Below are 24,179 nucleotides of genomic sequence, written 5' to 3' on the forward strand. Positions count from 1 at the left end.
GTCTGTAGGATAACATCAACAAAAAAGCTTTCTGCCTTCTGTCTTCTGCCTTCTGCCTTTTTAGCCTAATTTTCAGAAGTTAGAGGTAACGTCTCCATCTGACTGATAATTTCCAATAGTGAAAGTCCCAAACTCTTGTTCAACGCCGCATTACTTTCAGGACAACTGTGCTGCATCAAACAGCGAGGACAACCCTGATCACAGTCACACCCTGCGGCTAACACCTTAGCTTTGAAGGCAAAGTCCCAGAAGCGATGAAAAATAGCCTCAGATACCCCATTTCCTCCTGGTGTTGTATCAAACCAATACCCAATTGTGGGTAAGGTGTGTTGACGATTAGGTTTGTTTACGATTAGACTATTTACCTCCTGAGTCTCACTCAAAATTAATAAGGGTACAGCCAAATTAATTTGGTGAGTAATAGAATGTAACGCAATCCGTTCTGGCGGACAAGACCAAAGACAGGTATAGTCACTAGGAATATTCTTGCCATACTGCTGAATCAATTTTTGTTTGACTTGTTTAACCTGTTGAGTCAAATAGTCCTGAATCGGTTGATTAACTTCAATTTGCAGTACAGGTGCTTCCAGTCGAGTTAAATAAGGCTGCTCAAAATTCACCGTTTTAATCCGTTTCTGGATTTCAGCAAACCGTGTCCTGCGCCGACAGGCTGGACATTGAGCTTCTTTGACAGGTGTATGGTAACGCCGACATTGAAAATTTTGACAGGTTTTATCGTATTCTAGACTGTAGAGTGTATATCCAGTCACGTAATCGGTAATTTCTCCCCAACCCAGAATTAGGCGTATTCGTCCTTCCGGAATTCTTGTTTGCAGAATCTTCGGTTCAGCTAAGTGAGCTTTGAGTTCAATCTCAGTTTCTTGCTCCGCACGAGTTAACTGCTGGGGATCTTCAGCTAAAGGTTTTAAAATTGCCTTTTGATTCTGCAAATCCAGACTTTGACAAGAATACCAAACTCGCTCTCCTCCGGGCGACTGATACTGATAAATTGCCTCAGGAAATACTTCTCGCTGGGCGTGTTTTTCATCCAATTCCTCAAATTCTTCCCCCGTCTGTTGATCCACTAATGTCACCGTAAAATGGTTCGTTCCTCGCATTTGCACTTCTTTATGGGGATAAGGTTTCGTCCACAAGTGCTGGTGGCGAGAGAGGGATAACTGGTTTTGATTCATCAACTCAATAGCAATGTCTGCGGCGGACTGACCAAAATACTGATAGAATTTATCCAACGGAATACCACTCTCACAAGCCCCACAAAGTAAATGCTGTTTGAGGAAAACTTGGTAATCGGGATTACATACCGCACTTTCAACTTCACCTCTTAACAATAAGTCCGGGTTATTCCCATAAAAATAATCCAAGGCGTTTTGGGCAATGGGCAGAAAAATCACTAAACCAGGGCTTTTCCGTCCCGCCCTTCCTTGACGTTGACGTAACTGCATCAGTGAACCGGGATAACCGCGCAGTAAGCAACAATCCAGTTCCGGAATATCAATCCCTGCTTCTAAGGCTGAGGTTGCCAGAATAATGCTAATTTCTCCCGCACTCAGTTGCTGAATAATTTGGCGACGATGATGAGATTTAAGGGAACCATAAAATATCCTGACTTGGGATTTAAGATAACCTTGTCCCCGTTGCTCTAAATGTTCTTGGATTTGATTTAAGAGAGATTTGAGGGAAATGCGACTATTGCAAAAAACAATCCCCTTTAATCCTTGCTCTAACCAAGATAAGACAATCGCACAAGAGTCCATATTGGCATACTTAGATGGGGCTAAACAGAGGGTTGTCCGCGCCGCCGTTGCTGCACCACTGTTCTCGATTAGGGATAAATTTCCCTGTCTGCCACTAAAGGTTTCGGCTAATTCCCCTGGATTGCCAATCGTCGCCGTGGCAAAGATATGTTGTAATTGAGTGGAATCTCCACCACTTTGGTCGATCGCTAATCGTAATCGTCGCATTAGATTGGCAAAGTGGGCACCAAAACTACCGCGATAAGTATGGGCTTCATCAATCACTAAATAACGCAGATTTCTCAGCAACCATTGCCACGATTGCCATTGTGGTTTAAAAAGCTTAAAAAGTTGATGGTGGAGTAAGTCAGGGGTGATACAAATAATTTGCGGTGATTGTTCTAATAATTTAATCCGTTCAGCCATGGGAACATCTCCCGTCAGCATGACTACATTAATCCGCTGAAACTTCGGGATCAGATCAATAATGTCGTGAATTTGCCGCAACTGATCCACCGCTAACGCCTTTAAGGGAAAAATAAATAGGGCGGTGGCGTGGGGATTGAGCAGACAGGTTTCTAGAATCGGGAGAAGAAACGCCAGAGTTTTGCCACTGGCTGTTGGGGTTGAGAGTAAAATATCTCCCCCTTGACGCAACGCCTGTAATGAGGCGTACTGATGGGACCATAAAGAGTTGATACCAATGGTATTTAAGGCGTAGTGGAGAACCTGGGGTAAATCCTGGGGTAAGGGTGCCGCCTTTTCCTGGGAAGCGGGAGTAATTTCTAGAGCGGTTAACTTTTCTGCATCGAGTAGGCTTTGCGCGATCGCACGAAATGCAGGGGGTTGAATCGCGGCGATTTCGGCTTCACTGACTTGGGGGGTTGCTGACGGAGACGATGCAGGGGTTGAGGATAGGATAGGATGGCTGGGTTCAATTGACTCATGCTGTCGAATTTCTAGGTAGGCGCATTCCAGATGCATTTCTATCTCGGCTCGTTGATCGGGAAACGCGGCGGTGTAGACGGTTAAAGCGGCTTCCAATCGTTGAATGGCTTGGCGTAGGTTCTGAATGCGATCGCCTTTATTGCGCTCTATGTAAATTAACCCCAAATAATAGTTAGTTTCCGCCCAATCCTGGGGATCATCAGCCTGAGTGAAAACCTGAGCAGCAATTTCGTAGCCAATGCGGACAATTTCCAGATTATCCGTGCGATCGCCGCCAGGAAACTGGTTAATGAACTGACTAATTCCCTGTAGGCGTCTCGCCAGATCCGGCTTGTGACGATCATCCAATTCAGCCAAACTTGCGATCGCCCATTCCTGTAGCACCAGGGCAAACGTCTCATTCAGCTTATCAGAGTTCTCTACCAGGAACGTATGCACCACAGATACATCCTCGTTGCTGGGTAAAGTAATCAACAACAATTGGTGGAGAAACGTTTTCAGGGTTTCCCAGTTTGGATCAGCCATGATCTAAGCCAGCATTCTGCCAGCGCGTTATTCCTATCAGGTCTGCTTGTTCAATTATTGTACAGTAGGGGACAAGGAAAGCTTCGGTTAACCTTCAATCCCACCAAGTAGTGCGAGCATCTTGCTCGCTACTAATACGCAATTTAAATGCATGACAGCTTATTCCTTAAAATGAGGCAATGTCTAAGCGGTTCGTTATTTAAACCTTGTCGTCAAGAATTGCCGAATCCTTGTCGTGCAATTAACTCGCGACTTATACCCAATTTAAATGTATGACAGCTTAAGATATACCTTCGTTTATCCCAGCTCCAAGATTTGATCGTACATACCTACACAGTATGCCAATAAAATTGCTATGATAGTCAGTCGATAGGACTACTATAACATTGGTTCAGCCATCAAATCCGATGCTGTTCCAGACGTAGTCGGTTAGGGAAGCATCTCAATTAATGACAAATGACGAATGACTATGCTCAGTCAATCTTACCAACCGTCTGCCCTTAAAATGCGCCGCCTATCTTTTTTTCGGAATTGGACGATTGTAGTCCTACTATTGCTTTGGTGTACAAGCTGTTCATTTCAAGACTCAGCCGATATCAATTTAACACTTAACGCCCAAGCCGCAGGTCGTCCTGGGTTCTACAGCTTGAGTGGCACAACTAATCTCCCTGATCAAAGTCAAATTACCGTAGCCGCAATTCGCGATTTACGGTTTCCGGATCAGGCGGTTTATCGCGGTGAATCGTATTCTCCTTATTCCATTCTGGATCGTCAAGTAGTCAGAGTTGAGGACGGAAAATGGCAAGCCACGCTAAATTTATGGCAAGTAGCGCCCGATGGACATTTCCGGGAAGCATGGCAACTGGATCAATCGCCCATTGGTGACTCCTTGCAACCCTCTGCTGATGTATCATTTGTGGCATTATTTGATCCACAGGGTCAACTGCCAACTGTAGAAAATCAAACCATCCAAACACCCGAACTAGAAGGTCAATTGGTTCGCTTTACCAACGAGGGTCAGCCTTATGTTAAGGTCACTCAAAGCCAACGGATTCCTCTGCCAACGGGTCGAAAAACTCCCCCTGTGGTTAAACCTGAAGATAGGAATTGGGGTTGGGGAACGCAGCGCTATGAACTTCCCTCAAAACCCCCAACGCCTGGGAATGTGCGCCCGCCGACGTTGACAACTGAACAAACAAATCAACCCCTTTTGCCTTCAGAATTTTTGCGCTGATGGGCGAGAGGAGGTAGTCAATTGTAGGGGCGGGTTTAGCCATTCAATTGGCTTGTCAGTGATAACTGATCAACAAAACCCGCCCTGATTTAAAAGCTTTTCCTCCCCAATCCTCTGATTTTTCCAATTTCCCCAAAGTTATTCTCGTCGCTCAATCACGAGTTTCAAACGAGCAACGAGCGCCCCGATCGCGCCGACAGCAGCGATGACGGGAAACAGCGTCACACCAACGACTCCACCCACGACGCCAACGGTTAGGGGAATTTCGATTAAGATTTGATCCTCTTCGTTCTTGACGATAATCCGGCGAATGTTACCCTGATGGATCAGTTCTCTCACTTTGCCAACTAAGTCATCGCCACTAATGGTGAATTCTTCGACATTGACTTGGGTTGTGTTATCAACGTCGGGTTCAATAGACTGTAACTCATTTTCTACAGGAACAGTGTTAGCGTTAATCTCCTCGACGCTTTCTTCTGTGCGAATTGGTTCGTTCATCGTTAAGCTCTCCTATGTCACTATCTTTCAGGGTAGCGAACTCAGTTGCTGGAGAGTTCACCAGTTAGGTTGAATTGATTGGATGATTCGGGACACTATAAAGAAATCTCTACCGTATAGTTTTGCACAATACATCTATAGGCACTTGACAAAGAAAGAAAAAATGTATCCAAAAATCTTGGTAATGGTTTTTTTCCTGACTGGATTAGGATTAGCGGTTGAAACCGCAGCTACACAAACTAAACCCGCCTGCGCGGGTTTCCACACCCTTAGTTTTTGGTTACTCCGAGATCAAGCAGACTTTGTTTCGTTTGCTTGTGCAATTTCCTTTTCAACCAGGCTTAAGATATGGATAGATAAAAATACCAATCTACTCTTCAAGTATCTCCTCTTGCTCTTGGTCTTGTTCTTGCTCACACTCATCATTTTCCTCGCACTCCTGCTGTGCTTCGTAGTCCTTGAGCAATTGCGCCACTCGCGCTTGAATTTCCAAATGTCGGGCGACGCCTTCGTAGGTATAACGGTTGTACCCATTGCGCTCAATTAGGGTTTCAATGTTGCTAATCCGTTCATCTGTATTCGGGTGAGTAGACAGCCATGCAAATAAGGGGCGATCGCGGTCTTGTTCATTTAACGTAATCATAAGATTATGCAGTCCATCTGCTGCATAGCCGCCAGCGACTAAAATCTTTGTCCCTAACGCATCAGCCTGACGTTCCATGTCTCGGCTATAGTCGAGAACAATTAAATTGGTGGCAGTGCGACCAAAGGGAATATACTGGGTAACATTGGCAATCAAATTCCCCTCCGTCACCAACTGGAAGCCATGAGATAATACGGCATGAGCCAGTTCATGAGCCAATAACCCCGCTAACTCCGCCTCTGAGTCTGTTTTCATGATCGCGCCAGCATTGACAAATACCTTCCCACCGGGTAGAGCAAAGGCATTGAGTTGGTCATCCATAACCACATAAAACTGATACTCAAACTCATCCCGCCCAGCTACGATCGCGAGTTTATTGCCAATTTCCCGGACATACTCTAGAACCTGTTCATCTTCAACCATGGGGAGTTGCTTTTGTACCCTTCCGGCGAAGCTTTCACCCACGGCGGATTCACCGCGCAGCATTAACGTCGTGGTTTCAATTGCCGAAATCGGACCAAAGAGATTTCCGGTAAAAATATAACCCAACGCCCCTGTAATCACATTCGCGATCGCATTCCCTCTGAGTTCACTCCGCAAGCGCGATCGATACCGTTCCAAATTCTCCTCCGCTAGCCCCTCAAATTCCGCTGCTTGGGGATGATTGAAGTTGAGCATGGCAAACTGGCGGGCGGCTAAGGATGCTTCTAACCAGCGTTTGGTATCGGCGAGGGCGGTAACTTTGGCTTTAATTAAATCCGGCTGATTGGGATATAACGTTGTCGCCCGTTCCAATACCTGAATCGCCTCCTCCTGGCGATCGTACTCCTGGAGGGTTTGAGCATAGCGCAAATGACCGGGAATAAATTCCGGTTGCTGTTCGACTAAAAACTGGAGGGGGACAAGAATCTTGGTTTCCAGTTGCTGTTCTAACCCTTCTTCCGACTGACGCCAGTACACCGCACCCGCAGGTGAGAGTTCAGTCGGCTCATAGATAGCGACGGGTTTCTCTAGGGCTGCTTCCGTGTCAAAAGAGGCTTTGGCTTCCCGATAAAGCTGTTGGGCGGCGGTAAATTGACCACTCATGTAAAGGCGATCGGCTTCAATCAGCTTTTGTTGACGTTCTCGTTCTTCAGGCGTCAGTTCGGGGATTTCTGCGGTAGTTTCGGTGTCTTCTTCTGTATCAGTCGAGTCATCGCTGGCGGTTTCTGAGGTTTCTGTCGTCTCGACTTCAGTCGAGTTTTCTGCGGTAGTTTCGGTGTCTTCTTCTGTATCAGCGGAGTCGTCGCTGGCGGTTTCTGGGATTTCTATTGTCTCAACTTCGATAGAGTCTGGCGCTGTAGTTTCGGAGTCCTCTTCTACATCTGCTGAGTTTTCTGCTGCCCCTGCTTCCTCTGCTGCCCCTGCTGCCCCTGCTCCTCTATCCCTTGCAGTATCGGGAATTGAAGTGGGTACAGCCTCTGGAATGACGATAGTTTTTGGCGTTTCCGAGGAATCCTCAGCGACGATAACTGAAGTGGAAGCGGCTGAGGGAGTCTCTGGAATCGCGATCGCTTCAGCCCTGTTTGCGGGTAATTGGTGTTCAACCGCGATTTGTTCAGGTAATCCGATCTGCATCGGGTGATGGAGGGGATCGGGCGTCTGAACAATTGGCTCAATTGGGGAATCTGAAACGGTGAGATTCTGAGTAGAACCAATGGATTCAGGGGTTTTCGCAGACTCGGCTAAAACGATTGGGGTCGAAGTTGGCAGTAGGATGCCTAAAGAGAGTAGGAGGGAATTCCAGAGCAGTTTCATCAGCCGATCTCCAGGGATTGCTCAGTAGGGTGTGATTGTCGCAATGGGGTAGTGGCGCGAGTTGGCTCTACCTAGTTAATTAGGGTAGCTTAGTTCTGATTGAATGCTTTAGCTTTATCGGCGATAAGCCTCACGGTCTAATCTTTGATTGACCGACCAGATGAATCGCCAGTCTATTATTGAGTCTAGCATTGACAACTTGTTTTTCGCACGCTATTATTGATGGAAAAATTGTTTTTGTATTTCATTTACTTGCGCTGTAAAAGCTGGTAATTTGACAGCAGAAACTAAACTCACTTACTAAAGTTTCTCTTGCGATAAGCAAGAAGTGGGGCTGGGCATATCCTCACTGTAAAATGCTGGAGGTATAGCTAAAGGTTGTACTAAAGGAAGCCTACACGCTCCCCTACGGGTACAGTGTAGGAGGATGTCACATGACTCTCGCGACGAGGCTGGGTTCCGTCTCAGTTGCACTAGTTTTTTTAGACAGGACTTACGCAGATACGCCATCCATAGCGGGAATGGTGGGTTACGCTGCGTTAACACACGATGGCGGCGTGACATAGCTAAAATGGTATATTAGTAGGGGCGCACCGACGTGCGCCCAATTTAACCGATTTAATTGTCAAATCTATTCCATAATTTTAGTTGTGTCAGTCCACTACTGGCGTGACCCAAAGTATTAATTTTTGTATCAATTTCCTGTTTCAACCACAGACCATCGAATAGTTCTGTAAAATCTCCCTTTTAGAAAAAGGGAGAGTGTCAAAAACAAAACATCAAGAGGTAAAAATGCTATTTCATATATTTCATATTAAGAATGGATGGACTATCAAATTTTTGTTGATGGTTATATCCTTACTAACAGTTTTATATTCTAAACCTGCTTTTGCTAATCAGGCATGTTCTATTGTTGAATTTAATGGTTCGGATGCCAAGCTTCGTTATACTAATATACAAGGTAATGCAAGTAGCAGGACACTTTCCCAATCTAATTCAGTGAGAGGTTGGAGTTACAAAGGTCGTCTAGCTAGTTACGTTATCTTCAACGGTAGTGAATCAGTTGTCATTGTACAGGAATTTAATCCAGACACAGGACAATTTGGTCGTAAACTAGCAACTATTAATATTTCAAATAGTGATAGCATTCGCGGATGGGATTGGGATGAGTCAAAAGGAATAGCATCATTTTTGTTCGCAAATAGCTCAGGTACTTTCGTAGCTGTACAAGAGTTTAGTTTACAAGGATTCGGTTCTCGAATAGCAACCGTAAAACTTTCTAATAGTGCTTTAAGTAAATTAGGTTCTTCTTGGACATGGAATGCTACCTTAGCTGAATACACTTTAAATGGTCGAACTAAAGTACAATATTTTGATAGTGATTCTTTTGGTTCTGTACTTCCTAACGAGAGCCGACATGTTGGGAATAATATAGTTGGAAGAAGTTGTTACTAAGAGCCTTAAAAAAGTCAGATACAGACATTGGTGAGGGTGCATGTCAACGCAAGTAGGTTGGCCCCTTGGAACGAAACCCAACTCCCTTGGTTAACTTGAGCATTTTGTGCCAACCTGACATGCTCCCCATTGGTGACAAGTTAAAACTGGAGTTTAGACTAATTCAACGGAACCGGAAACTTGCTTTATGGAAATAGCCTCATTGATGGACTCAACTGAAACTGCCTCTGCCTGGGCATTCGAGCAGTTTTTCAGACCATTGTCCATAGCTTGTGCTATGAGGTATAGCAACCGCCAAGACGGTTAGGACACCATGGATTTGTAGAGACGTTCCGGCGGAACGTCTCCATACAGTGCTCATACTGTCCCATGTAGAGATATTACCGACAACGTCTCTACTCGTTGAATTTACTGATTTTTATTTTTCAGCAAATTATCCTGTCCGTAATTATACGGTATTTCTTGTAGAGAAGCTCGACAATCTTTTATAAAATTTGATTAAATAGGACAAAAATCATCCACATCCAGATAATCAATGGGCAATCTTATGCAATCACAGGCAGCTTCCTCCCCCAATAGTCACCCTTGGTATGAAAGAGAAGACGGTACTTGTACTATTTTGGAGCCAACCCTCGTTGACATTGGAGCCAATCAACCGCCTCACCTGATGTTCCCAGTCCACTGGGCTAAATCCCTGGAAATTTTGCCGAAAGCGAAACAGATAGCAGACGAACACCAAGCCATGTTAGTTTTACTGCTCCATGGAGAGGCATCAAACAGTGAAATTATGTCGCTAGTCTTACAATTAGCCGAGACTCAAGTTCTACCGTTATGGATTGGTGAACAAAATCGCCGGAAAGTGGATCAAATTATTTCCATGTTGTCCAACCAGCTTCAAGAAAATTCTAACCGGGCAGAGGAGAATACCAGTCCGTCTTAAGCGGTTCGGCATTTAAACCTTAATGTCAATAATGGCAAGCCTCTTGCTCGCTACTAAACCGCGTCTACGTTTTTCCCTTAAAGAATCTCCAGTTTTTAACTTGGACGGGGTATAATACCCAATTGAAAGGCATGACAGCTTAACCGAAAGTAGCTCGCTTGCCAAGATGTTGAATTCTTGGCTCAAATAAGCTATAAAATCGGTATCAAGACATTGACGAATCCCTAAGAAATCTTTTCCACCGACCAATTTTTAATCACGCGCAGTTGGGTTGGGTGTGCTGTTCCTGAAGCATTGGGTGCATCCGGCTGGGCTTGTATTGCCTTGTTGAGAAATTCCATTTGCTCTTTAATCTGTTGGAATTGACTTTGCAGTTTTTCCAAGTCTGAGGGAGTGAGTGCAGGGGTCACATTCTGCGGTTCGCTTGGGGCTTTTTTGGACGCATAAGCCATGTAGCTTTGCGCGGAAGCAAACTTGGCGGCGGCGGATTGCACGGTGGCTGGAGTAGAACTCTCATAGGGCGTCGTCGCGAGTGAAGTATTAATCACAAAGGGAGGAGACGAGGGTGCAGGTGCTGGTTTGACCTCTGGCTGGGGAGTCGGTGCCGGTGCTGGTTGAGTCACTTGGGGTAGTGACAATGCAGGTTCCGGTTGACTCTGTTCAGGTGCTGGTTCTGATTCGGATTGAGCTGGCTTTTCCTCTGGAGACGACTGGATGTCGGTTTGGAGTTCTTCATCCAAAAAGGAGGTTAAGCCAGAAGCGGTTAGTCGAGATTCTTCCGCTTTGAGAGACTCTAATAATTCGTCTCGTTCTTTTAAGTTTTGCTCCAAACTGGAGAGTTGTGCTTCCGTCTGTGCCGATTTACGGGCAGACTGACGCCAACCGGTTATCGCGATGCTAGAGGCTCCTGCTGTCAAGCCGAGTATAGCCGCTAAACCCAGGTAAGGCATAGCCACATTAGGATCTCGGAGTTCCCCATGAAATATAGGTTCGTCTTGGAGTTGAATGGTGACTGGCTGATCCCCAAAGATAGCCAGAGGTAAGGTTAAGACACCAAAGACGGCGGTCGAGATAACGGCGGGTGTAATGAAGAATCGTTGTAGTGGAGAGCCCGTCATAATTTGTAGTTCCTAGTGACAATTTCCAGTGTTCGTCGTACTGTACTGTTAATTACTATTAAACGTTAGCGAGAGAAATTCCAATTGGCAGGAGGACTTCAAGGGGGACTGTTTTAAGGTTAATCTTTGTGACAAAAAATGTCCATGTATTTTTATAAAGTTACGATTAAGAATCAGAGGTTAATTCCGTATTTTTACGCAAACTTTATAAACCTACAATCTCTTTACAATTAAAGTTCAAAGAGAGAAAATATTACTAAGACGAGGGAACTTCAGATAGAGACTTCGGGTCAAACTCGACAGGGTGAGGAACAGTCTTGACCCAAACAGAACAAGCTCTCCCCTGTTCTGACAATTTTTGGCTCATTTCTTAACCCTAAGCCAGTTGGCGATACCCCCTAGTGCAGCGGGCATAAAAATACAAGAGCCGCTTCGTAGATACGATGAAGCCGGGGGAGCAATGTTCCAGACGTAGCATGCTACGTCTGGGAGCCGGGGGAGCGTAGAGACGTAGCATGCTACGTCTCTTAGCTGGGGGAGATGTTAGCTGTTGGCGTTATTTCTGCCTGCTTGCACTAGACTTTATCTAGAATACTTAGTAGACAGGAAAGCGATCGCTTGGGAGCGTCGATTGGGATTACAACTCCCAAAAATTGCCAAGTCGGGATTGCAATTGTTACCGTTTCTGATTCGGATATCCACACCACTATGTTTAACATTTTCCAAGACCTACTCTTACCCATTAGCCATATCCCATCCTTGATGCTACGCCGGAGGGGAAATCCTTTGATTGAAGACAAACACAAAGTAGGTAGATGGCAGAAGAAGCCAAAGGCAAAAGCTGGGGCGCGATCGCCAGGAAGCAAGGATTTATCGTCCCCACTGCAAAACAATACCCAGGAACGAAGGCGAAAACTCCGGGGCTTACGCCGAGGGATTTGTTTCCTGTTAGCATTCCTGTTATCACTGATGATGGGCGTCGATTGGGCAACAGATTTACCCGTGGCGGCGACGAACAATCCGATCATTACCGTTACCTTTCCCCTTTCGACCGAGGGAGCAAAAATCGTGGATGCGACAGGTAAACCTGTCATTCTGCGAGGCGTAAACTGGTTTGGTATTGAAACCGAAATGCACGCCCCTCACGGGTTGTGGAAACGGGATTATAAGGAGATGCTGGCGCAGATGAAAGCATTAGGATACAACATGATCCGACTGCCTTATGCCGTAAAATCCCTGAGGTCTCCAGAGGTGACTGGGATTGATTATAGTATCGGTGCAAATGCTGAACTGGAAGGGAAATCGCCCCTACAGGTGATGGATATGATTATCCAAGAAGCCGATGCAAGAGGGTTAATGATTCTGTTGGACTCTCACCGACTCAACGACGAACGGATTCCCGAATTGTGGTATGGTGATGGCTTCACTGAAGCCGATTGGATTGACACCTGGAAAGTGTTAGCCAGACGCTACAAAAATCAATTAAACGTGATTGGGGCTGACCTGAAAAACGAACCCCATGGTCGCGCCAGTTGGGGAACTGGGGATTTGGAAACCGATTGGCGACTGGCGGCGGAACGGGCTGGGAATGCGATTCTGGAGATTAACCCGGATTGGTTAATGGTTGTCGAAGGGGTAGAAAATAACGTTCCCGGTCAACAACTGGATATTCATTGGATGGGCGCGAATCTAGAGGGCGTGGGACGTTTCCCAGTGCGATTGTCCCGTCCTAATAAAGTGGTCTATTCTCCCCATGAATATGGTTCGGGCGTCTTTGATCAACCCTGGTTTTCTGAACCGAGTTTTCCCCAAAATCTCACCCGACGCTGGGAAATCGGCTGGAATTATATTGCCACAAAAGGAATCGCCCCCGTCTTTATCGGGGAGTTTGGCGGACGACAAGTTGATTCCCAATCCAAGGAAGGTGTTTGGCAACAGAAACTGGTTAATTTTGTGCAGAAAGAGGATTTGGGTTTTGCCTACTGGAGTTGGAATCCCAATAGTGATGATACCGGAGGACTGCTCAAAGATGACTGGCTGACGGTGCAGGAACCCAAGCAAGACTTACTACAAGGAGTCCTAATTGCCACTCGGTTTGCCCACAAACCCGCCATGGCGTTCATTCCTGATATTAAACCTAGTCCATCCCTAGGGATGAATCCCACCCTCAAACCCCGTCCCCGTCAACCAGAATTAAAAGTCACCTCAACGATGCGATCAGATTGGCAAGATGGGTTTTGTATGAGTATCGAGGTGATCAATCCCACGGATCAGGCGGTGAGGGATTGGCAAGTGCAGTTCCAGATGAATCAGGCGACAATTAGTCAGACCTGGAATGGGAATTTTAAAGCCCAGGGTTCAGAGTATGTCGGGAAACCCTTGGACTGGGGACGTGCGATCGCACCAGGAAAAAGCCGCGAGTTGGGATTTTGCGCCAATAAGCGAGGTTCAGATTATCAGCCGCGACAACTGTCAGCCGTGGCGGTTAGGAGTGACGCTGAGTTTCCTCCCTCAGTCAGGATTCCCACCACTCCACCGCAATTGAAAGTCATGTCTAATCTACAATCGGATTGGCAAGAGGGATTTTGTATGAGTTTAGCGGTGATTAATCCCACGGATAACACAGTGCGCGACTGGCAAGTGCAATTTGAGATGAATCAAGCTGCGATTAATCAGAGTTGGAATGGGAATTTTCAACAGAAAGGATCACGATATATTGTCACGCCGATGGATTGGGGACGGGTGATTGAACCGGGACAAAAGCATGATTTGGGATTTTGTGCGAATAAGCAAGGTTCCGATTACCAGCCGCAGCAACTGATGGCGTCGAGTCGATAATCGGATATCAAGCCCTGAGGGGGTGACAAGGGACTTGAAGGTACTACTGGGTGTCGGGTGTCGGGTGTCGGGTGTCGGGTGTCGGGTGTCGGGTGTCGGGTGTCGGGAAAAATTGACGCTTCGACTCCGCGAGGGCGTCAACACCGAGCGGAGTCGAGGTGTTGAACTTTACTCAGGGAGTCACCAAAAACTCTATTGTTTATTCATTTTGACCCTGAAGTCCTTCCAGTTGAGGGCGTTGCCTCGCCTGGAGAGCGCTCGCTCCTTACCCTAGTTCCTCTTCTGGGTTTTTGTATTCCTTACCGAGAAGCCCCACACCCCACACCCCATACCCCACACCCCATACCCCACACCCCATACCCCACACCCTGCCTACCTTTGACGCGAGCTTGTCACCCCTTCAGGAATAACGCTGTACCGTAAGCTGCTTCTATGTGTCTGGGGGGTTGAATGGCAACCTGTAGCTGACGTTGGCGAATCGCTGTCCATGTCGTATTTTTAGCACCTCCTCCCGCCGTATAGACACAGGTGAGGGGAGTCGCACCGAGTTGCTGTAATAGTTGATAGCCTCGTGCTTCAATACGGGCAATGCTTTCGAGTAAACCGTGGAGAAATTCTACAGGGTTGGCAGGTTGAGGTTCTAATTTGGGAGACAGATGAGGGTCATTGATGGGAAAGCGATCGCCTCTTTTTAATAATGGATAATAATCTAGGGGACTTTCTTGCTCAGGGTTGATTTGATGGCTCAGTTCTTCAAGTTCTCTGTCACTGAAAAATTGTCGCAGTACTGCACCTCCGGTATTCGATGCACCTCCGGTTAACCATAAATTACCGAGTCGGTGAGAATAAATGCCGTAACCCGCATTCTCGACGCGGGTATGACTCAATAACTTCAGGACTAATGTAGAACCCAGAGAGGTTACAGCTTCACCGGGATTCTTTGCACCACTGGCGAGAAATGCAGCAATACTATCTGTTGTACCCGTACAAACCTGGCAGTCTGGGTGTAATCCTAACCGGGAAGCAATCTCTGGAGTGACGTCACCGACTGCCGTTCCCGGAGCCAGGACTTTGGGTAATATTGGTGTGAGAGGGAGTTGTTTCATCCAAGTGGGATACTCTAGCTTTTCTGGGTCATATCCCAGCTTTAAGGCATTGTGATAGTCGCTAATTCCGAGCTTACCGTGTAATAAAAAGGCTAACCAGTCGGCTTGATGGAGGAAGTAATAATTGTCCAGAGTGCCTGGTGTATGGTGAATCAACCACAAGAGTTTCGCCAGACTCGAGGTAGCACTGAGAACGACGGAATTAGCTGGAGCAATCTGCTGTAATTGTTCCATCACGTCTATCCCTCGCCCATCATTATAGAGAAGTGGCTCAGTGATTGGAGTACCTTGGCGATCGCATAGCAGTACAGTTGCCGATGTCCCATCAATGGCGATACGAGTAATATCCTGTCGAATCGATGCCGGAATTTGTTCAATTAGCCGATACAGAGTGCTTTGCCAAATTGCCGTTAATTCAGCCAGGGGAGTCGCCGCAAAGGTATATTGCGCTTCGGCTTGAACTGCACCTGTGGCGTCAATCACAATCGCCCGTGCGCCAGATGTACCGAAATCGATCCCCAGGTAAAGGATTCTGGAGTCTGCCATAAGCCCTTGATAAATCCCTCTTAAACTAATACTGACATGATTGAACTGTATCCTGTGTTCAAACAATGGGGGGCTTTGATGATGAACACAACACCCCAGCGATTGGTTGTCCGGCTCAGTACAGTTGCGATCGCACTTAGCTTGGCTGTCGGATTGAACTCCTGTACATCAAACGTTCAGTCTCAACAACCGCAACCGATCAACTTATTACGCAAACAACCTAAGTTCAAGTAGTCGGACAAAATTAAAGTTAAACATGAGGACAAGGCAACAGGCAACAGGCAACGGGCAACAGTAAGAATTTGAGGTTTGTTAACATTTCTTAGGAAGCTGTCACGCATTTAAATTGGGTATTAGTAGCGAGCAAGATGCAAAGCCTGCGGCATGGCTTCGCTTAACGCACTACATACAAGGATTTCGTCATTATTGACATTTCAGGTTTAAATGCCGAACAGCTTACAGCGACCAGAATTTATGTCCAGGTACCTAATCAGGACGTTTTGAGTGTTGAATGTTGAATTTGTAGGGGCGGGTTTCACTATTATCGTTTCTTCCCTCACCCGGATACAAATAAACCCGCCCCAACCGCATGAGAGAGTTTTGAGTGTTTAGGGTTGAGCGCGAGAGATTAACGCTCACATCTCCTTGATCAGTGAGCTAGATTGAATTCAGTGTCTGAATCTCGAATAACCTGATGAAGAAACCATTCCTCCTAAGTGCTGCCTTCTTACTGATTACTGGATGGGGAATAACGCCGCCATCTCCCTCTGTCCATGCTCAAACACCCTTGATTGAAACCATTCCTGACTCAGCCGAAAGTGCGACTGAAGCGAAATCAACGATAGTCTTACTTGATCCAGGTGTTCAACCTCGGCAAATTTTGCGGTTTAAACCCGCCGCCAACACCAAGCAAACCACAATCCTGACGATGAATATGGACATGACAGGGGCGGTGGATGGTCAGGTGATGCCGAATGTCAATATGCCAGCTATACAGATGACCATTGAGTCAGAAGTGACTCAGGTTGAGACGAATGGGGATGCTCAGATTAAAGTGACTTACACGGATGTGGATGTAGTCTCGGATACAACCGCTCCGCCGGAACTAATTCAAACTCTGCGATCGCAACTGCAACAACTCCAGGATGTAACCATTGACTTTGTGATTGATCAGCAGGGAATCACTAAAGATGTGGACGTATCGTTACCAGCGGATCTTGATCCCAACCTCCAACAACTTTTACAGCAAATGTTGAGTTCCTTAGAGCAATTATCGGCAGCACCGTTTCCCAAAGCAGCGGTGGGAGTGGGAGCAACATGGCAAGTCTCTAGCGCTGTACCTGTTTTTGGGTTGCCATTGGATCAGGTTCAAGTCTTATATGAGGTGGAAGATATTAAGGAGAATCAGGTGACGCTGAAAATGAGTACGCAACAGCAATCTCAGGAATCGAGCCAAATGAATCTTCCCGGAACGCCTCCTGGTGTGAATTTTCAGATTCAGTCTTTTGCCATGCAAAGCGCGGGAACAATGACCATCGGGTTTGATCAGATCATGCCGCTTAGTGGAATGATGTCTACACTTTCTAACATGGAGTTTTTGGTGACAGAACCCGAAAGTAAGCAAGAAATGCTGATGCGGATGAGTTCGTCTATGCAAATCGAGATGGATTCTCCCTAAGATCTACTTATTCGTTCAAGCGATCGCCATTGCTTCTGCCTCTCCTGCACCAAAACGTTGACCATACTCTAGGGCAAGTTGAAGCTCCACAATATCGTCGCCTGGATTGACCTCACTTCTGGGGATTTGCAGCCAACCCTCGTCCAATGCCTGATTAATGACCTGTAATCTAGTTCTACCTCGTAACCAAGGATATTTCCAACCGCTATCAATTCCTGCCTGAATCTCCTGTAGAACCGCTCGACAAATAAAGGCTCTACTTTCATAAAGCTGTCGTAAGATATCAAAAGCCTGTAAGCTGTTCGGCATTTAAACCTTAATGTCAAAAACGGCAAAACCCTTGTAATGCGTTAAGCGAAGCCATGCCGCAGGCTTTGCATCTTGCTCGCTACCCATTCCCAATTTAAATGTGTGACAGCTTACCAGAGCAAAATTACTCAAGACGGTGTTATCGAAAATGATGGGTGATGCTTCTGGTTTAGGCATTCTCAATGTCATTCAATAGTTCTAACTCCCCACTCACACCCAAGTCTAATGGAGCATTCCGAGCCTCAACTTGGACTTTAGCTTCTTCAACTGGAATCTCCAGCAGTTCAGCTAGTTTATTCAAGCTGATGTAACCTAAACAATATGCCTCAAATGCCATCTCTGTGTACTCTTGGGGAAATTGCTTTAACCTTTGGGTCGTGGGATAAATTGATTAGGGAGCTAATTAAACAGAATGGTTTAGTTTTGATAGAATTTACCCTCGATATGATCTAACTTTTCCTCAATTTCAAAATGGTTGAGTTGTTCCCAGGCATCCGCGATCGCCAGAATTTCGCCAATTACGGAATGGGCATTTTGGGAGGGCAAAATATCAGACATTTGCCAAATGCCTTGATCGAGAACCGTATCCTCCAACATGATAATGTTGTGTTCAAGTTCTCTTCTAGCCTCTTGGAGTAATTGACTGAGCCGTTTGGCATTGCGTTTTTTGGCTTTGAGTTGTTGACGAGTAAGTAACATAGTGATTTAGAAGGAGTCGTAATCGACTACTGATAAGGGATTAAACTGCCACTAAAATGGGGTCAGTATTTATGTTTTTCTGAGCCTATGCCAGCCGATCAGGATAATTTATGGGGAAGCTAGAGGAACCTGTTCTAGATCTAGCCGGCTACGTCTGGAACATCCAGCAGTCTTGATATCATAGAGTTGGAAATCGGTTTAATCTAAAATATTGACAAAATAAATAATATATGTTAATAACTCTAAGCAGGTACATCAGTTCAAGGCATCCTGCTCAAAAACAAAATGCGGCGGATTATTTCTCCATAAAAGCGATAATTTCACAATTCATCATTTAGATTAATGCCAGGGTTATTGAGTTTAGATAGAATTGTTAAAAATCTAGAAACCCACGACAATTCAACGCGGATAAAAAAGTTAATGGTTTATACCTGCCAGAGTCAGTGGGAAAACGATTTGTCAATTCTGAATCAGTATGAGTTCTCTGATTTAATCCAACAACTTCGCGTCTCCCATGTCAGTCTGGAGCAGCTTCGTTCAAGGCTTTATAGCTTTGCGGAAACCTTGAACCGCCAAGCTGAATATTTACTCGTGGCGGATACGATTATTCATCAATTAGAACCCCTCTATAGCGAACCGGAAGAATTAACTCAAGTCGTCGCGGTTAAATCCCAGCCTAAAGCGGCGACTCAACCCCCATGGATAGTATTAGAAACCGCCAGTGAACTGGAAGAAGATAGTAATATCCTGCGAATCAAAAAACTCATGCTTTATGTCGGTCAAAATCACTGGGAAACCGACTCGCAGATTCTAGAGCAATTGAACGTGGCGGATTTAATTCAAGAGCTAAGAGACTCTTACCCTAGCATCGAGAAACTCAGTGCAGCACTCAAGCAGCAAGTGCAAACCCTCAACCGACAGGCGGAATATATTGTCGTAGCAAAAACGATTCTCAAGGCGCTGCAAAAACTCTATACTGATGATTCAGAAATTACCAGTGTGAAAGCCGTAAAAGCGGTGCGATCGCAGCCACCAGCACCGCCACCGAAAACCTTGCCCTCACCGATCAATCGAGGGAACAGGAATACCCAACAACGAGAAGATAAAAACGAATTTACCCATCAGCAATCAGCAATCAAAAATCAGCAATCATCAGGTGTTACAAGTCAAGAAAATGGACAAAATTTAACTCAGGATTCCACGTCAAAGCCATGCCCGTATGACCCGTTTGATTTGCGATTAAATGTAATGAAATATACAACCCCATTGCGGGCAAAATTATTAATTTTTTCGGTACTCTATCATCCGATTAAGAAAACGCACCATGATTGGTTATTGATGAAAGCCAAGCCCCTAGACGATTTGTTATTTGAATTGTTCTCGACTTGTCCCACGATTGAGGAACTTGAAGCCAAGCTTTTCCAGACAGCACAAGCCCTGGAGGACGCCGATGAAAATATTCAAGCCGCTGGCGCGATCGCACAATCAATGAAACGATTCTATGAACGTTAAAGAACTCCTACAGCGCTATGAAGCGGGAGAAACCAAGTTTACGGGTGTCAGCCTCAGCGGTGTCAATTTGTTTGGCGCGGACTTAATTGGCATTGTTCTCAATGGGGCTGATTTACATGGCGCGACGTTAATTTTTGCTTACCTGAGTCGCGCGAATTTAAGGAAAGCGAATTTAGTAGGGACACGGTTAAGTGGCGCAAATTTAAATCAGGCGTGGCTGAGTGGGGTTAATTTAAATAATGCCGATTTACATGGGGCAAGTTTACAAAGTGCTGACTTAAGAAGCGCCAATTTGACATTAGCCAGTTTGCTCGATGCTAACTTAATGGATGCTGATTTGCGGGGGGCTAATTTAAGTGGGGCGGATTTAACTGGGGCGTGTTTACGCGGGGCGAATTTGCGAGAAGAAAAGCGGATGTATACTGCCAAGCTGCGGGGCGCCATCTTACAGAACGTCGATTTACAAGGGGCTGATTTGTGCGGGGCAGATTTATTGAAAGTAAACTTAAGGGGTGCCAATTTAAGGGAAACGAATTTGCGGGAAGCGGATTTGCGGGGGGCAGATTTGAGTGGCGCGAATTTGAGTTCGGCATTTTTGACGGAAGTGAATTTGATGGGGGCGAATTTGCGTGGCGCTATGCTGAAGAATGTCAAATTGGAACGGGCGATGTTAAGTGAAGCTGATTTGACTGGCGTGAATTTACAGGGGGCTGTAATGCCAGATGTCAGGTTGAATAAAGCCCAAGTCAGTGGGGGAAATCTGAGTTTTGCCCGATTGAATCGGGCGGATTTGAGTCGGACAAATTTACGGGAAGCGAATTTGAGTGATTCGGATTTAATTGAGGCATATTTGGCAAGAACAAACCTGATGGGGGCGAATTTGAGCAATGCTAATCTGACACGGGCAGAATTGAGTACCACGAATTTAATGGGGGCAAATTTGCAGGGGGCGACAATGCCTGATGGTAGAATTCATGAGTGATATTGGCTCTTCGAGAGTATTTATGATAAAAACAGATCAAAAATTTCGGAAATCGGCTCTTCCGGACTTACTATGCCAAACTGTTAGTTAAAACGGCTCCAAATTTAGTTATACCGTGATTTTATGGATAGAATCAGATTCCAACCCGCAACACGCTAAGTTAGAAAATCTTGCTAGCCCCATTGAAAATGAGGGGAGAATGTCAGAGAAAGCAGACATTCTGCAAGCTACCTGCTAAGTTGGCTTGTTCTTCGAGAAGGTTCTACCTACGTACCTCAACCCAATCGACATAGGGGATCATAGAGCCGAAAATTAACTTAACCCAGTTAGCTGATCAGATACTATTCAGGTGGTATCCTCTTGGATGATTAGCTGTGTGTAGGAGATTCTATGGATAACTGGCAATCTGTTCGCGTTTTTGGCTTGCCAGCAGAGAAAGGCAGATGGTTTTTAATCCCGTTAGGCTCGCTTATCCTACTGTGTTTAGGCACAGTCTATTCTTGGAGTATTTTTCGTAAACCGCTAGAGGACTTATTTGGCATCAGCGCCACTCAAAGTTTATTACCGTTCACAGTTTTATTAGTCCTCTATGCCCTGTTGATGCCAATTACGGGATTTTACATTGATAAGATTGGCGTGAGCAAAATTACAGCGATTGGTGGCGTGGTGACGGGAATTGGTTATATCCTTTCCAGTTTCGCCACGAATATCATCCTCTTAACGATTACCTATGGTGTAATCGCTGGTGCGGGCGTTGGTATTGCCTATGGTGTTCCCCTGGCAGTTTCCGCTAAATGGTTTCCCGATCGCAAAGGGTTGGCAGTGGGATTGACGGCGATCGGGTTTGGACTTTCTCCCTTGGTGACGGCACCGATGGCAAAGGGCTTAATTGCAGCGTTTGGGGTTCTTCCTAGCTTTGCAATTCTGGGGATTAGTTTGACGGCAATTATTCTCGTTATCTCAATCACCCTAAAATTACCCCCAGTCGGATGGAAACCCAAAAACTGGACGCCAAAACCGATCGAAACAACCAAAAATCAGCGGCGACAACTCTTGCAATCGCCATCCTTTTATGCGCTCTGGTTTTGCTATACCATCGGCACGTTTGTCGGACTTTCGGCGATCGGTATTTCTAGCCCCGTGGCACAGGAAATTATTAAACTCGATGCGACTACCGCCGCGATTACAGTTTCTATCTTTGCTATCTTTAATGGCATCGGGCGTCCTCTATTTGGTTGGTTAACAGATCGCCTACAGCCCAAGGGAGCAGCGATTATTTCCTATGTGTTAATTCTGATAGCTTCAATTTTGATGCTCAATGCTGGAGAGGGGCAAGCTTTGACCTATCTGGTTGCCTTTTCGCTGTTCTGGCTTTGCTTAGGAGGATGGTTGGCGATCGCACCGACAGCCACCCTGATTCTGTTTCCTCCAGAGGACTATGCTAAGAACTATGGGATTGTCTTCACTGCCTATGGCGCTGGAGCATTTTTAGGAACTCTAGCCATCGGACAACTCCGGGATTTATTGGGCAGCTATACTTATGCTTTCTATCCCACCGCCATTTTAGCCATTATCGGCATTATTATCGCCCAATTTAAGCTTCGCGCTTAAGTATTGAACTTTGGACAAAAAAATAAATTTGCGTGATTTATTCGCCAAGGCATTTGGGGCAGAAAAATTAGATGTAGGGGCGGGTTTAGGAATAATTGTAGGGGCGGGTTTAGGAATAATTGTAGGGGCGGGTTTAGGAATAATTGTAGGGGCGGGTTTAGGGACTCAATTCAAATATCCACCAATAATGGAACAACAAAACCCGCCCATTCCCCCACCGAAAGGCAATCGATTAATCCGAAACTGGACAACCCAACCCACCTTATTCTCAACCGCGATCGCAGTGAAAGATTGGGGCAGGGCGGGTTTTGTATAAAGGTGATTTGTGGCTCCATTAATTTTGTCCCTAAACCCGCCCCTACATTGGGTTTTATGTCCCGATGGTTTCAATCGGCTGGGACGCAATAAAAATAGGAAATTGCTTTTAGATGTCTATGCTGCCTACCAGAATACCTTTACTTCCTGTAACAAATAATCCGTTGATTCGCTGAATAATCCTACGCAGAATGGCTGAGTTTCTCAGAAACTGATCAGTATATATGCTTATTGTGTTGAAAAATTGGGATGATTGGGATTATAATGATGCATTCCTGGGGATAGTAAAAACTTGCCAATGACAGACATCTCTGGTGCATCAACTCATCTGCAACACCATCGACAGCAGTTTCCGGCTTTAGCCAACAAAGCCTATTTCAACTTTGGCGGTCAAGGGACTCTCCCCGCAAGGTCGTTAACGGCGATTCAACAAGCTTATGAGTATACTCAGCATCACGGACCATTCTCCGGTAAGGTTAATGAGTGGCGCTTGGCACAAACCGGGCAACTTCGAGGTGCGATCGCATCTGAGTTGAGAACGCCTCCCGAAACGATTACCCTCACCGAAAATGTCACCGTTGGCTGTAATATTGCCTTCTGGGGGATAGACTGGCAAGTTGGCGATCGCATCCTGCTGACGGATTGTGAACATCCGGGTATTGTGGCTACAGCAGAAGAGATCGGACGGCGATTTGGCGTAGAGGTGTCCACCTGTCCAATTATGGCGACGCTGAACCAGGGTGATCCTACCGCCGTAATCAAACAACATCTGACACCGCGTACCCGGTTAGTCGTTCTTAGTCATATCCTCTGGAATACGGGTCAAGTTTTGCCCTTAAAAGAAATTGTAGAAACCTGTCGTAATGCAGTAACCGAAAATGCCCCAATTCAAATTTTAGTCGATGCGGCTCAATCTGTTGGTTCCTTACCCTTAAATTTAAGCGAACTTGGGGTAGACTTTTATGCCTTTACAGGTCATAAATGGTGGTGTGGACCTGCGGGGGTTGGCGGTTTATACGTGAAACCTGATGCGTTAGAACACCTGCATCCGACGTTTATTGGTTGGCGCGGTATTCTCATGGACAAAACCGCTAAACCCATCGGTTGGAAACCGGATGGACAACGCTTTGAAGTCGCCACCTCCGCCTATCCTCTCTATGTCGGATTGCGAGAGGCGATCGCAACTCATCAGCAATGGGGAACGGATCAAAGCCGCTACGAACAAATTTGTCAGCGTAGTCAGTATCTTTGGCAACGTTTATCCCAGTTAAACTCGGTGCGTTGCTTATTGACGTCTCCCCCCCAAGCGGGTTTAGTGTCCTTTGTCTTAACCGATAGCACCCCCTCTTCCCAATTCGTCAACCAATTGGAAGACAAAGGTTTTCAGCTTCGCACCCTGCGTGATCCCGACTGCATTCGCGCCTGCGTTCATTACTTTACAGACTATGAGGAAATGGATCGGTTAGTGGATGCGATCGCGAATCAATTGTAGGGGCGGATGTAGGGATAATTGTAGGGGCGGGTTTAGGGACTCAATTCAAATATCCACCAATAATGGAACAACAAAACCCGCCCTTATTTAATTAGAATCTCCGTGATAACATCTCAACAAAACCCGCCCTAATACCAAATCCTGACAAATGACCAATGACCAATGACAAATGACCAATA

20 protein-coding genes are annotated in these 24,179 nt (G+C 45.9%); 12 read left to right on the forward strand and 8 right to left on the reverse strand.

Annotation, left to right across the window (positions count from 1 at the left end; translation table 11 throughout):
- Positions 1–65: 65 nt before the first annotated feature.
- On the reverse strand, positions 66–3,227 hold the full coding sequence (locus tag RIG27_RS10655; RefSeq protein WP_446344974.1) for a DEAD/DEAH box helicase: 3,162 nt from the start codon (positions 3,225–3,227) through the stop codon (positions 66–68).
- 463 nt (positions 3,228–3,690) lie between these two features.
- Between RIG27_RS10655 and RIG27_RS10660 the strand changes: the two genes are divergently transcribed.
- Positions 3,691–4,461, forward strand: coding sequence for a hypothetical protein (locus tag RIG27_RS10660; protein ID WP_446340307.1), 771 nt, complete (start codon positions 3,691–3,693; stop codon positions 4,459–4,461).
- 138 nt (positions 4,462–4,599) lie between these two features.
- Here RIG27_RS10660 and RIG27_RS10665 read toward each other — a convergent pair whose 3' ends face one another.
- Positions 4,600–4,959, reverse strand: a complete 360-nt coding sequence (locus RIG27_RS10665) for a DUF4342 domain-containing protein (RefSeq protein ID WP_446340305.1) — start codon at positions 4,957–4,959, stop codon at positions 4,600–4,602.
- 370 nt (positions 4,960–5,329) lie between these two features.
- On the reverse strand, positions 5,330–7,399 hold the full coding sequence (locus RIG27_RS10670; RefSeq protein WP_446344977.1) for a M48 family metalloprotease: 2,070 nt from the start codon (positions 7,397–7,399) through the stop codon (positions 5,330–5,332).
- A 762-nt stretch (positions 7,400–8,161) separates the two neighbouring features.
- Between RIG27_RS10670 and RIG27_RS10675 the strand changes: the two genes are divergently transcribed.
- Both RIG27_RS10675 and RIG27_RS10680 read left to right on the forward strand, forming a co-directional pair.
- Entirely contained in the window at positions 8,162–8,854 is a 693-nt protein-coding gene (locus tag RIG27_RS10675) for a hypothetical protein (RefSeq protein ID WP_446344979.1), read from the forward strand.
- 547 nt (positions 8,855–9,401) lie between these two features.
- Positions 9,402–9,794, forward strand: coding sequence for a hypothetical protein (locus RIG27_RS10680; protein ID WP_446344981.1), 393 nt, complete (start codon positions 9,402–9,404; stop codon positions 9,792–9,794).
- A gap of 224 nt (positions 9,795–10,018) precedes the next feature.
- Here the strand turns inward: RIG27_RS10680 and RIG27_RS10685 are convergent, their stop codons facing one another.
- The gene (locus RIG27_RS10685; protein ID WP_446344983.1) at positions 10,019–10,912 is read right to left on the reverse strand and encodes a hypothetical protein; all 894 of its coding nucleotides are present in this window, start codon (positions 10,910–10,912) and stop codon (positions 10,019–10,021) included.
- A 708-nt stretch (positions 10,913–11,620) separates the two neighbouring features.
- Between RIG27_RS10685 and RIG27_RS10690 the strand changes: the two genes are divergently transcribed.
- Positions 11,621–13,750, forward strand: a complete 2,130-nt coding sequence (locus RIG27_RS10690; protein WP_446344984.1) for a cellulase family glycosylhydrolase — start codon at positions 11,621–11,623, stop codon at positions 13,748–13,750.
- Positions 13,751–13,784: 34 nt separating this feature from the next.
- A complete protein-coding gene (locus RIG27_RS10695; protein ID WP_446340300.1) occupies positions 13,785–14,024 on the forward strand; it encodes a hypothetical protein in 240 nt (79 codons plus the stop codon).
- Between the two features lie 118 nt (positions 14,025–14,142).
- Here RIG27_RS10695 and RIG27_RS10700 read toward each other — a convergent pair whose 3' ends face one another.
- Positions 14,143–15,402, reverse strand: a complete 1,260-nt coding sequence (locus RIG27_RS10700; RefSeq protein WP_446344986.1) for an FGGY-family carbohydrate kinase — start codon at positions 15,400–15,402, stop codon at positions 14,143–14,145.
- Between the two features lie 78 nt (positions 15,403–15,480).
- Between RIG27_RS10700 and RIG27_RS10705 the strand changes: the two genes are divergently transcribed.
- Positions 15,481–15,636, forward strand: coding sequence for a hypothetical protein (locus RIG27_RS10705; RefSeq protein ID WP_446344988.1), 156 nt, complete (start codon positions 15,481–15,483; stop codon positions 15,634–15,636).
- 460 nt (positions 15,637–16,096) lie between these two features.
- Complete coding sequence (locus RIG27_RS10710) at positions 16,097–17,080, forward strand: hypothetical protein (protein ID WP_446344990.1); 984 nt, start codon at positions 16,097–16,099, stop codon at positions 17,078–17,080.
- A 15-nt stretch (positions 17,081–17,095) separates the two neighbouring features.
- On the opposite strand, the gene RIG27_RS10715 is transcribed toward RIG27_RS10710, so the two are convergent.
- From RIG27_RS10715 to RIG27_RS10725, 3 genes are all read right to left on the reverse strand, one after another.
- Positions 17,096–17,389 carry a hypothetical protein gene (locus RIG27_RS10715; RefSeq protein WP_446344992.1) on the reverse strand — a complete coding sequence of 98 codons (294 nt, stop codon included), beginning with the start codon at positions 17,387–17,389 and terminating at the stop codon, positions 17,096–17,098.
- A 169-nt stretch (positions 17,390–17,558) separates the two neighbouring features.
- Positions 17,559–17,726: a hypothetical protein gene (locus RIG27_RS10720; protein ID WP_446340295.1), complete on the reverse strand. Its 168-nt coding sequence runs from the start codon at positions 17,724–17,726 to the stop codon at positions 17,559–17,561.
- A gap of 80 nt (positions 17,727–17,806) precedes the next feature.
- On the reverse strand, positions 17,807–18,088 hold the full coding sequence (locus tag RIG27_RS10725) for a hypothetical protein (RefSeq protein WP_446340294.1): 282 nt from the start codon (positions 18,086–18,088) through the stop codon (positions 17,807–17,809).
- Positions 18,089–18,430: 342 nt separating this feature from the next.
- Here RIG27_RS10725 and RIG27_RS10730 point away from each other — a divergent pair, with 342 nt between their 5' ends.
- The 5 genes from RIG27_RS10730 (at position 18,431) to RIG27_RS10750 (ending at position 24,000) form a co-directional block, all read left to right on the forward strand.
- On the forward strand, positions 18,431–19,600 hold the full coding sequence (locus RIG27_RS10730) for a hypothetical protein (RefSeq protein ID WP_446344994.1): 1,170 nt from the start codon (positions 18,431–18,433) through the stop codon (positions 19,598–19,600).
- Entirely contained in the window at positions 19,590–20,582 is a 993-nt protein-coding gene (locus RIG27_RS10735; RefSeq protein WP_446344996.1) for a pentapeptide repeat-containing protein, read from the forward strand. Before RIG27_RS10730 ends, RIG27_RS10735 begins: the two co-directional genes overlap by 11 nt.
- Positions 20,583–20,972: 390 nt before the next feature.
- Positions 20,973–22,193, forward strand: coding sequence for an L-lactate MFS transporter (locus RIG27_RS10740; protein ID WP_446344998.1), 1,221 nt, complete (start codon positions 20,973–20,975; stop codon positions 22,191–22,193).
- 28 nt (positions 22,194–22,221) lie between these two features.
- Positions 22,222–22,509: a hypothetical protein gene (locus RIG27_RS10745; RefSeq protein ID WP_446345000.1), complete on the forward strand. Its 288-nt coding sequence runs from the start codon at positions 22,222–22,224 to the stop codon at positions 22,507–22,509.
- A 297-nt stretch (positions 22,510–22,806) separates the two neighbouring features.
- The gene (locus RIG27_RS10750; RefSeq protein ID WP_446345002.1) at positions 22,807–24,000 is read left to right on the forward strand and encodes an aminotransferase class V-fold PLP-dependent enzyme; all 1,194 of its coding nucleotides are present in this window, start codon (positions 22,807–22,809) and stop codon (positions 23,998–24,000) included.
- Positions 24,001–24,179 lie beyond the last annotated feature (179 nt).

The organism is Coleofasciculus sp. F4-SAH-05 (genome assembly GCF_040222985.1).
Classification (GTDB): domain Bacteria; phylum Cyanobacteriota; class Cyanobacteriia; order Cyanobacteriales; family Coleofasciculaceae; genus Coleofasciculus; species Coleofasciculus chthonoplastes.

Bases quoted from the DNA above. Each gene is read 5' to 3' on its own strand.
- RIG27_RS10685 (WP_446344983.1), bottom strand. From the start codon at position 10,912: ATGACGGGCTCTCCACTACAACGATTCTTCATTACACCCGCCGTTATC.
- RIG27_RS10660 (WP_446340307.1), top strand. From the start codon at position 3,691: ATGACTATGCTCAGTCAATCTTACCAACCGTCTGCCCTTAAAATGCGC.
- RIG27_RS10715 (WP_446344992.1), bottom strand. From the start codon at position 17,389: ATGCCGAACAGCTTACAGGCTTTTGATATCTTACGACAGCTTTATGAA.
- RIG27_RS10705 (WP_446344988.1), top strand. From the start codon at position 15,481: ATGATGAACACAACACCCCAGCGATTGGTTGTCCGGCTCAGTACAGTT.
- RIG27_RS10700 (WP_446344986.1), bottom strand. From the start codon at position 15,402: ATGGCAGACTCCAGAATCCTTTACCTGGGGATCGATTTCGGTACATCT.
- RIG27_RS10655 (WP_446344974.1), bottom strand. From the start codon at position 3,227: ATGGCTGATCCAAACTGGGAAACCCTGAAAACGTTTCTCCACCAATTG.
- RIG27_RS10670 (WP_446344977.1), bottom strand. From the start codon at position 7,399: ATGAAACTGCTCTGGAATTCCCTCCTACTCTCTTTAGGCATCCTACTG.
- RIG27_RS10720 (WP_446340295.1), bottom strand. From the start codon at position 17,726: ATGGCATTTGAGGCATATTGTTTAGGTTACATCAGCTTGAATAAACTA.
- RIG27_RS10735 (WP_446344996.1), top strand. From the start codon at position 19,590: ATGAACGTTAAAGAACTCCTACAGCGCTATGAAGCGGGAGAAACCAAG.
- RIG27_RS10680 (WP_446344981.1), top strand. From the start codon at position 9,402: ATGCAATCACAGGCAGCTTCCTCCCCCAATAGTCACCCTTGGTATGAA.
- RIG27_RS10710 (WP_446344990.1), top strand. From the start codon at position 16,097: ATGAAGAAACCATTCCTCCTAAGTGCTGCCTTCTTACTGATTACTGGA.
- RIG27_RS10725 (WP_446340294.1), bottom strand. From the start codon at position 18,088: ATGTTACTTACTCGTCAACAACTCAAAGCCAAAAAACGCAATGCCAAA.
- RIG27_RS10750 (WP_446345002.1), top strand. From the start codon at position 22,807: ATGACAGACATCTCTGGTGCATCAACTCATCTGCAACACCATCGACAG.
- RIG27_RS10740 (WP_446344998.1), top strand. From the start codon at position 20,973: ATGGATAACTGGCAATCTGTTCGCGTTTTTGGCTTGCCAGCAGAGAAA.
- RIG27_RS10690 (WP_446344984.1), top strand. From the start codon at position 11,621: ATGTTTAACATTTTCCAAGACCTACTCTTACCCATTAGCCATATCCCA.
- RIG27_RS10665 (WP_446340305.1), bottom strand. From the start codon at position 4,959: ATGAACGAACCAATTCGCACAGAAGAAAGCGTCGAGGAGATTAACGCT.
- RIG27_RS10730 (WP_446344994.1), top strand. From the start codon at position 18,431: ATGCCAGGGTTATTGAGTTTAGATAGAATTGTTAAAAATCTAGAAACC.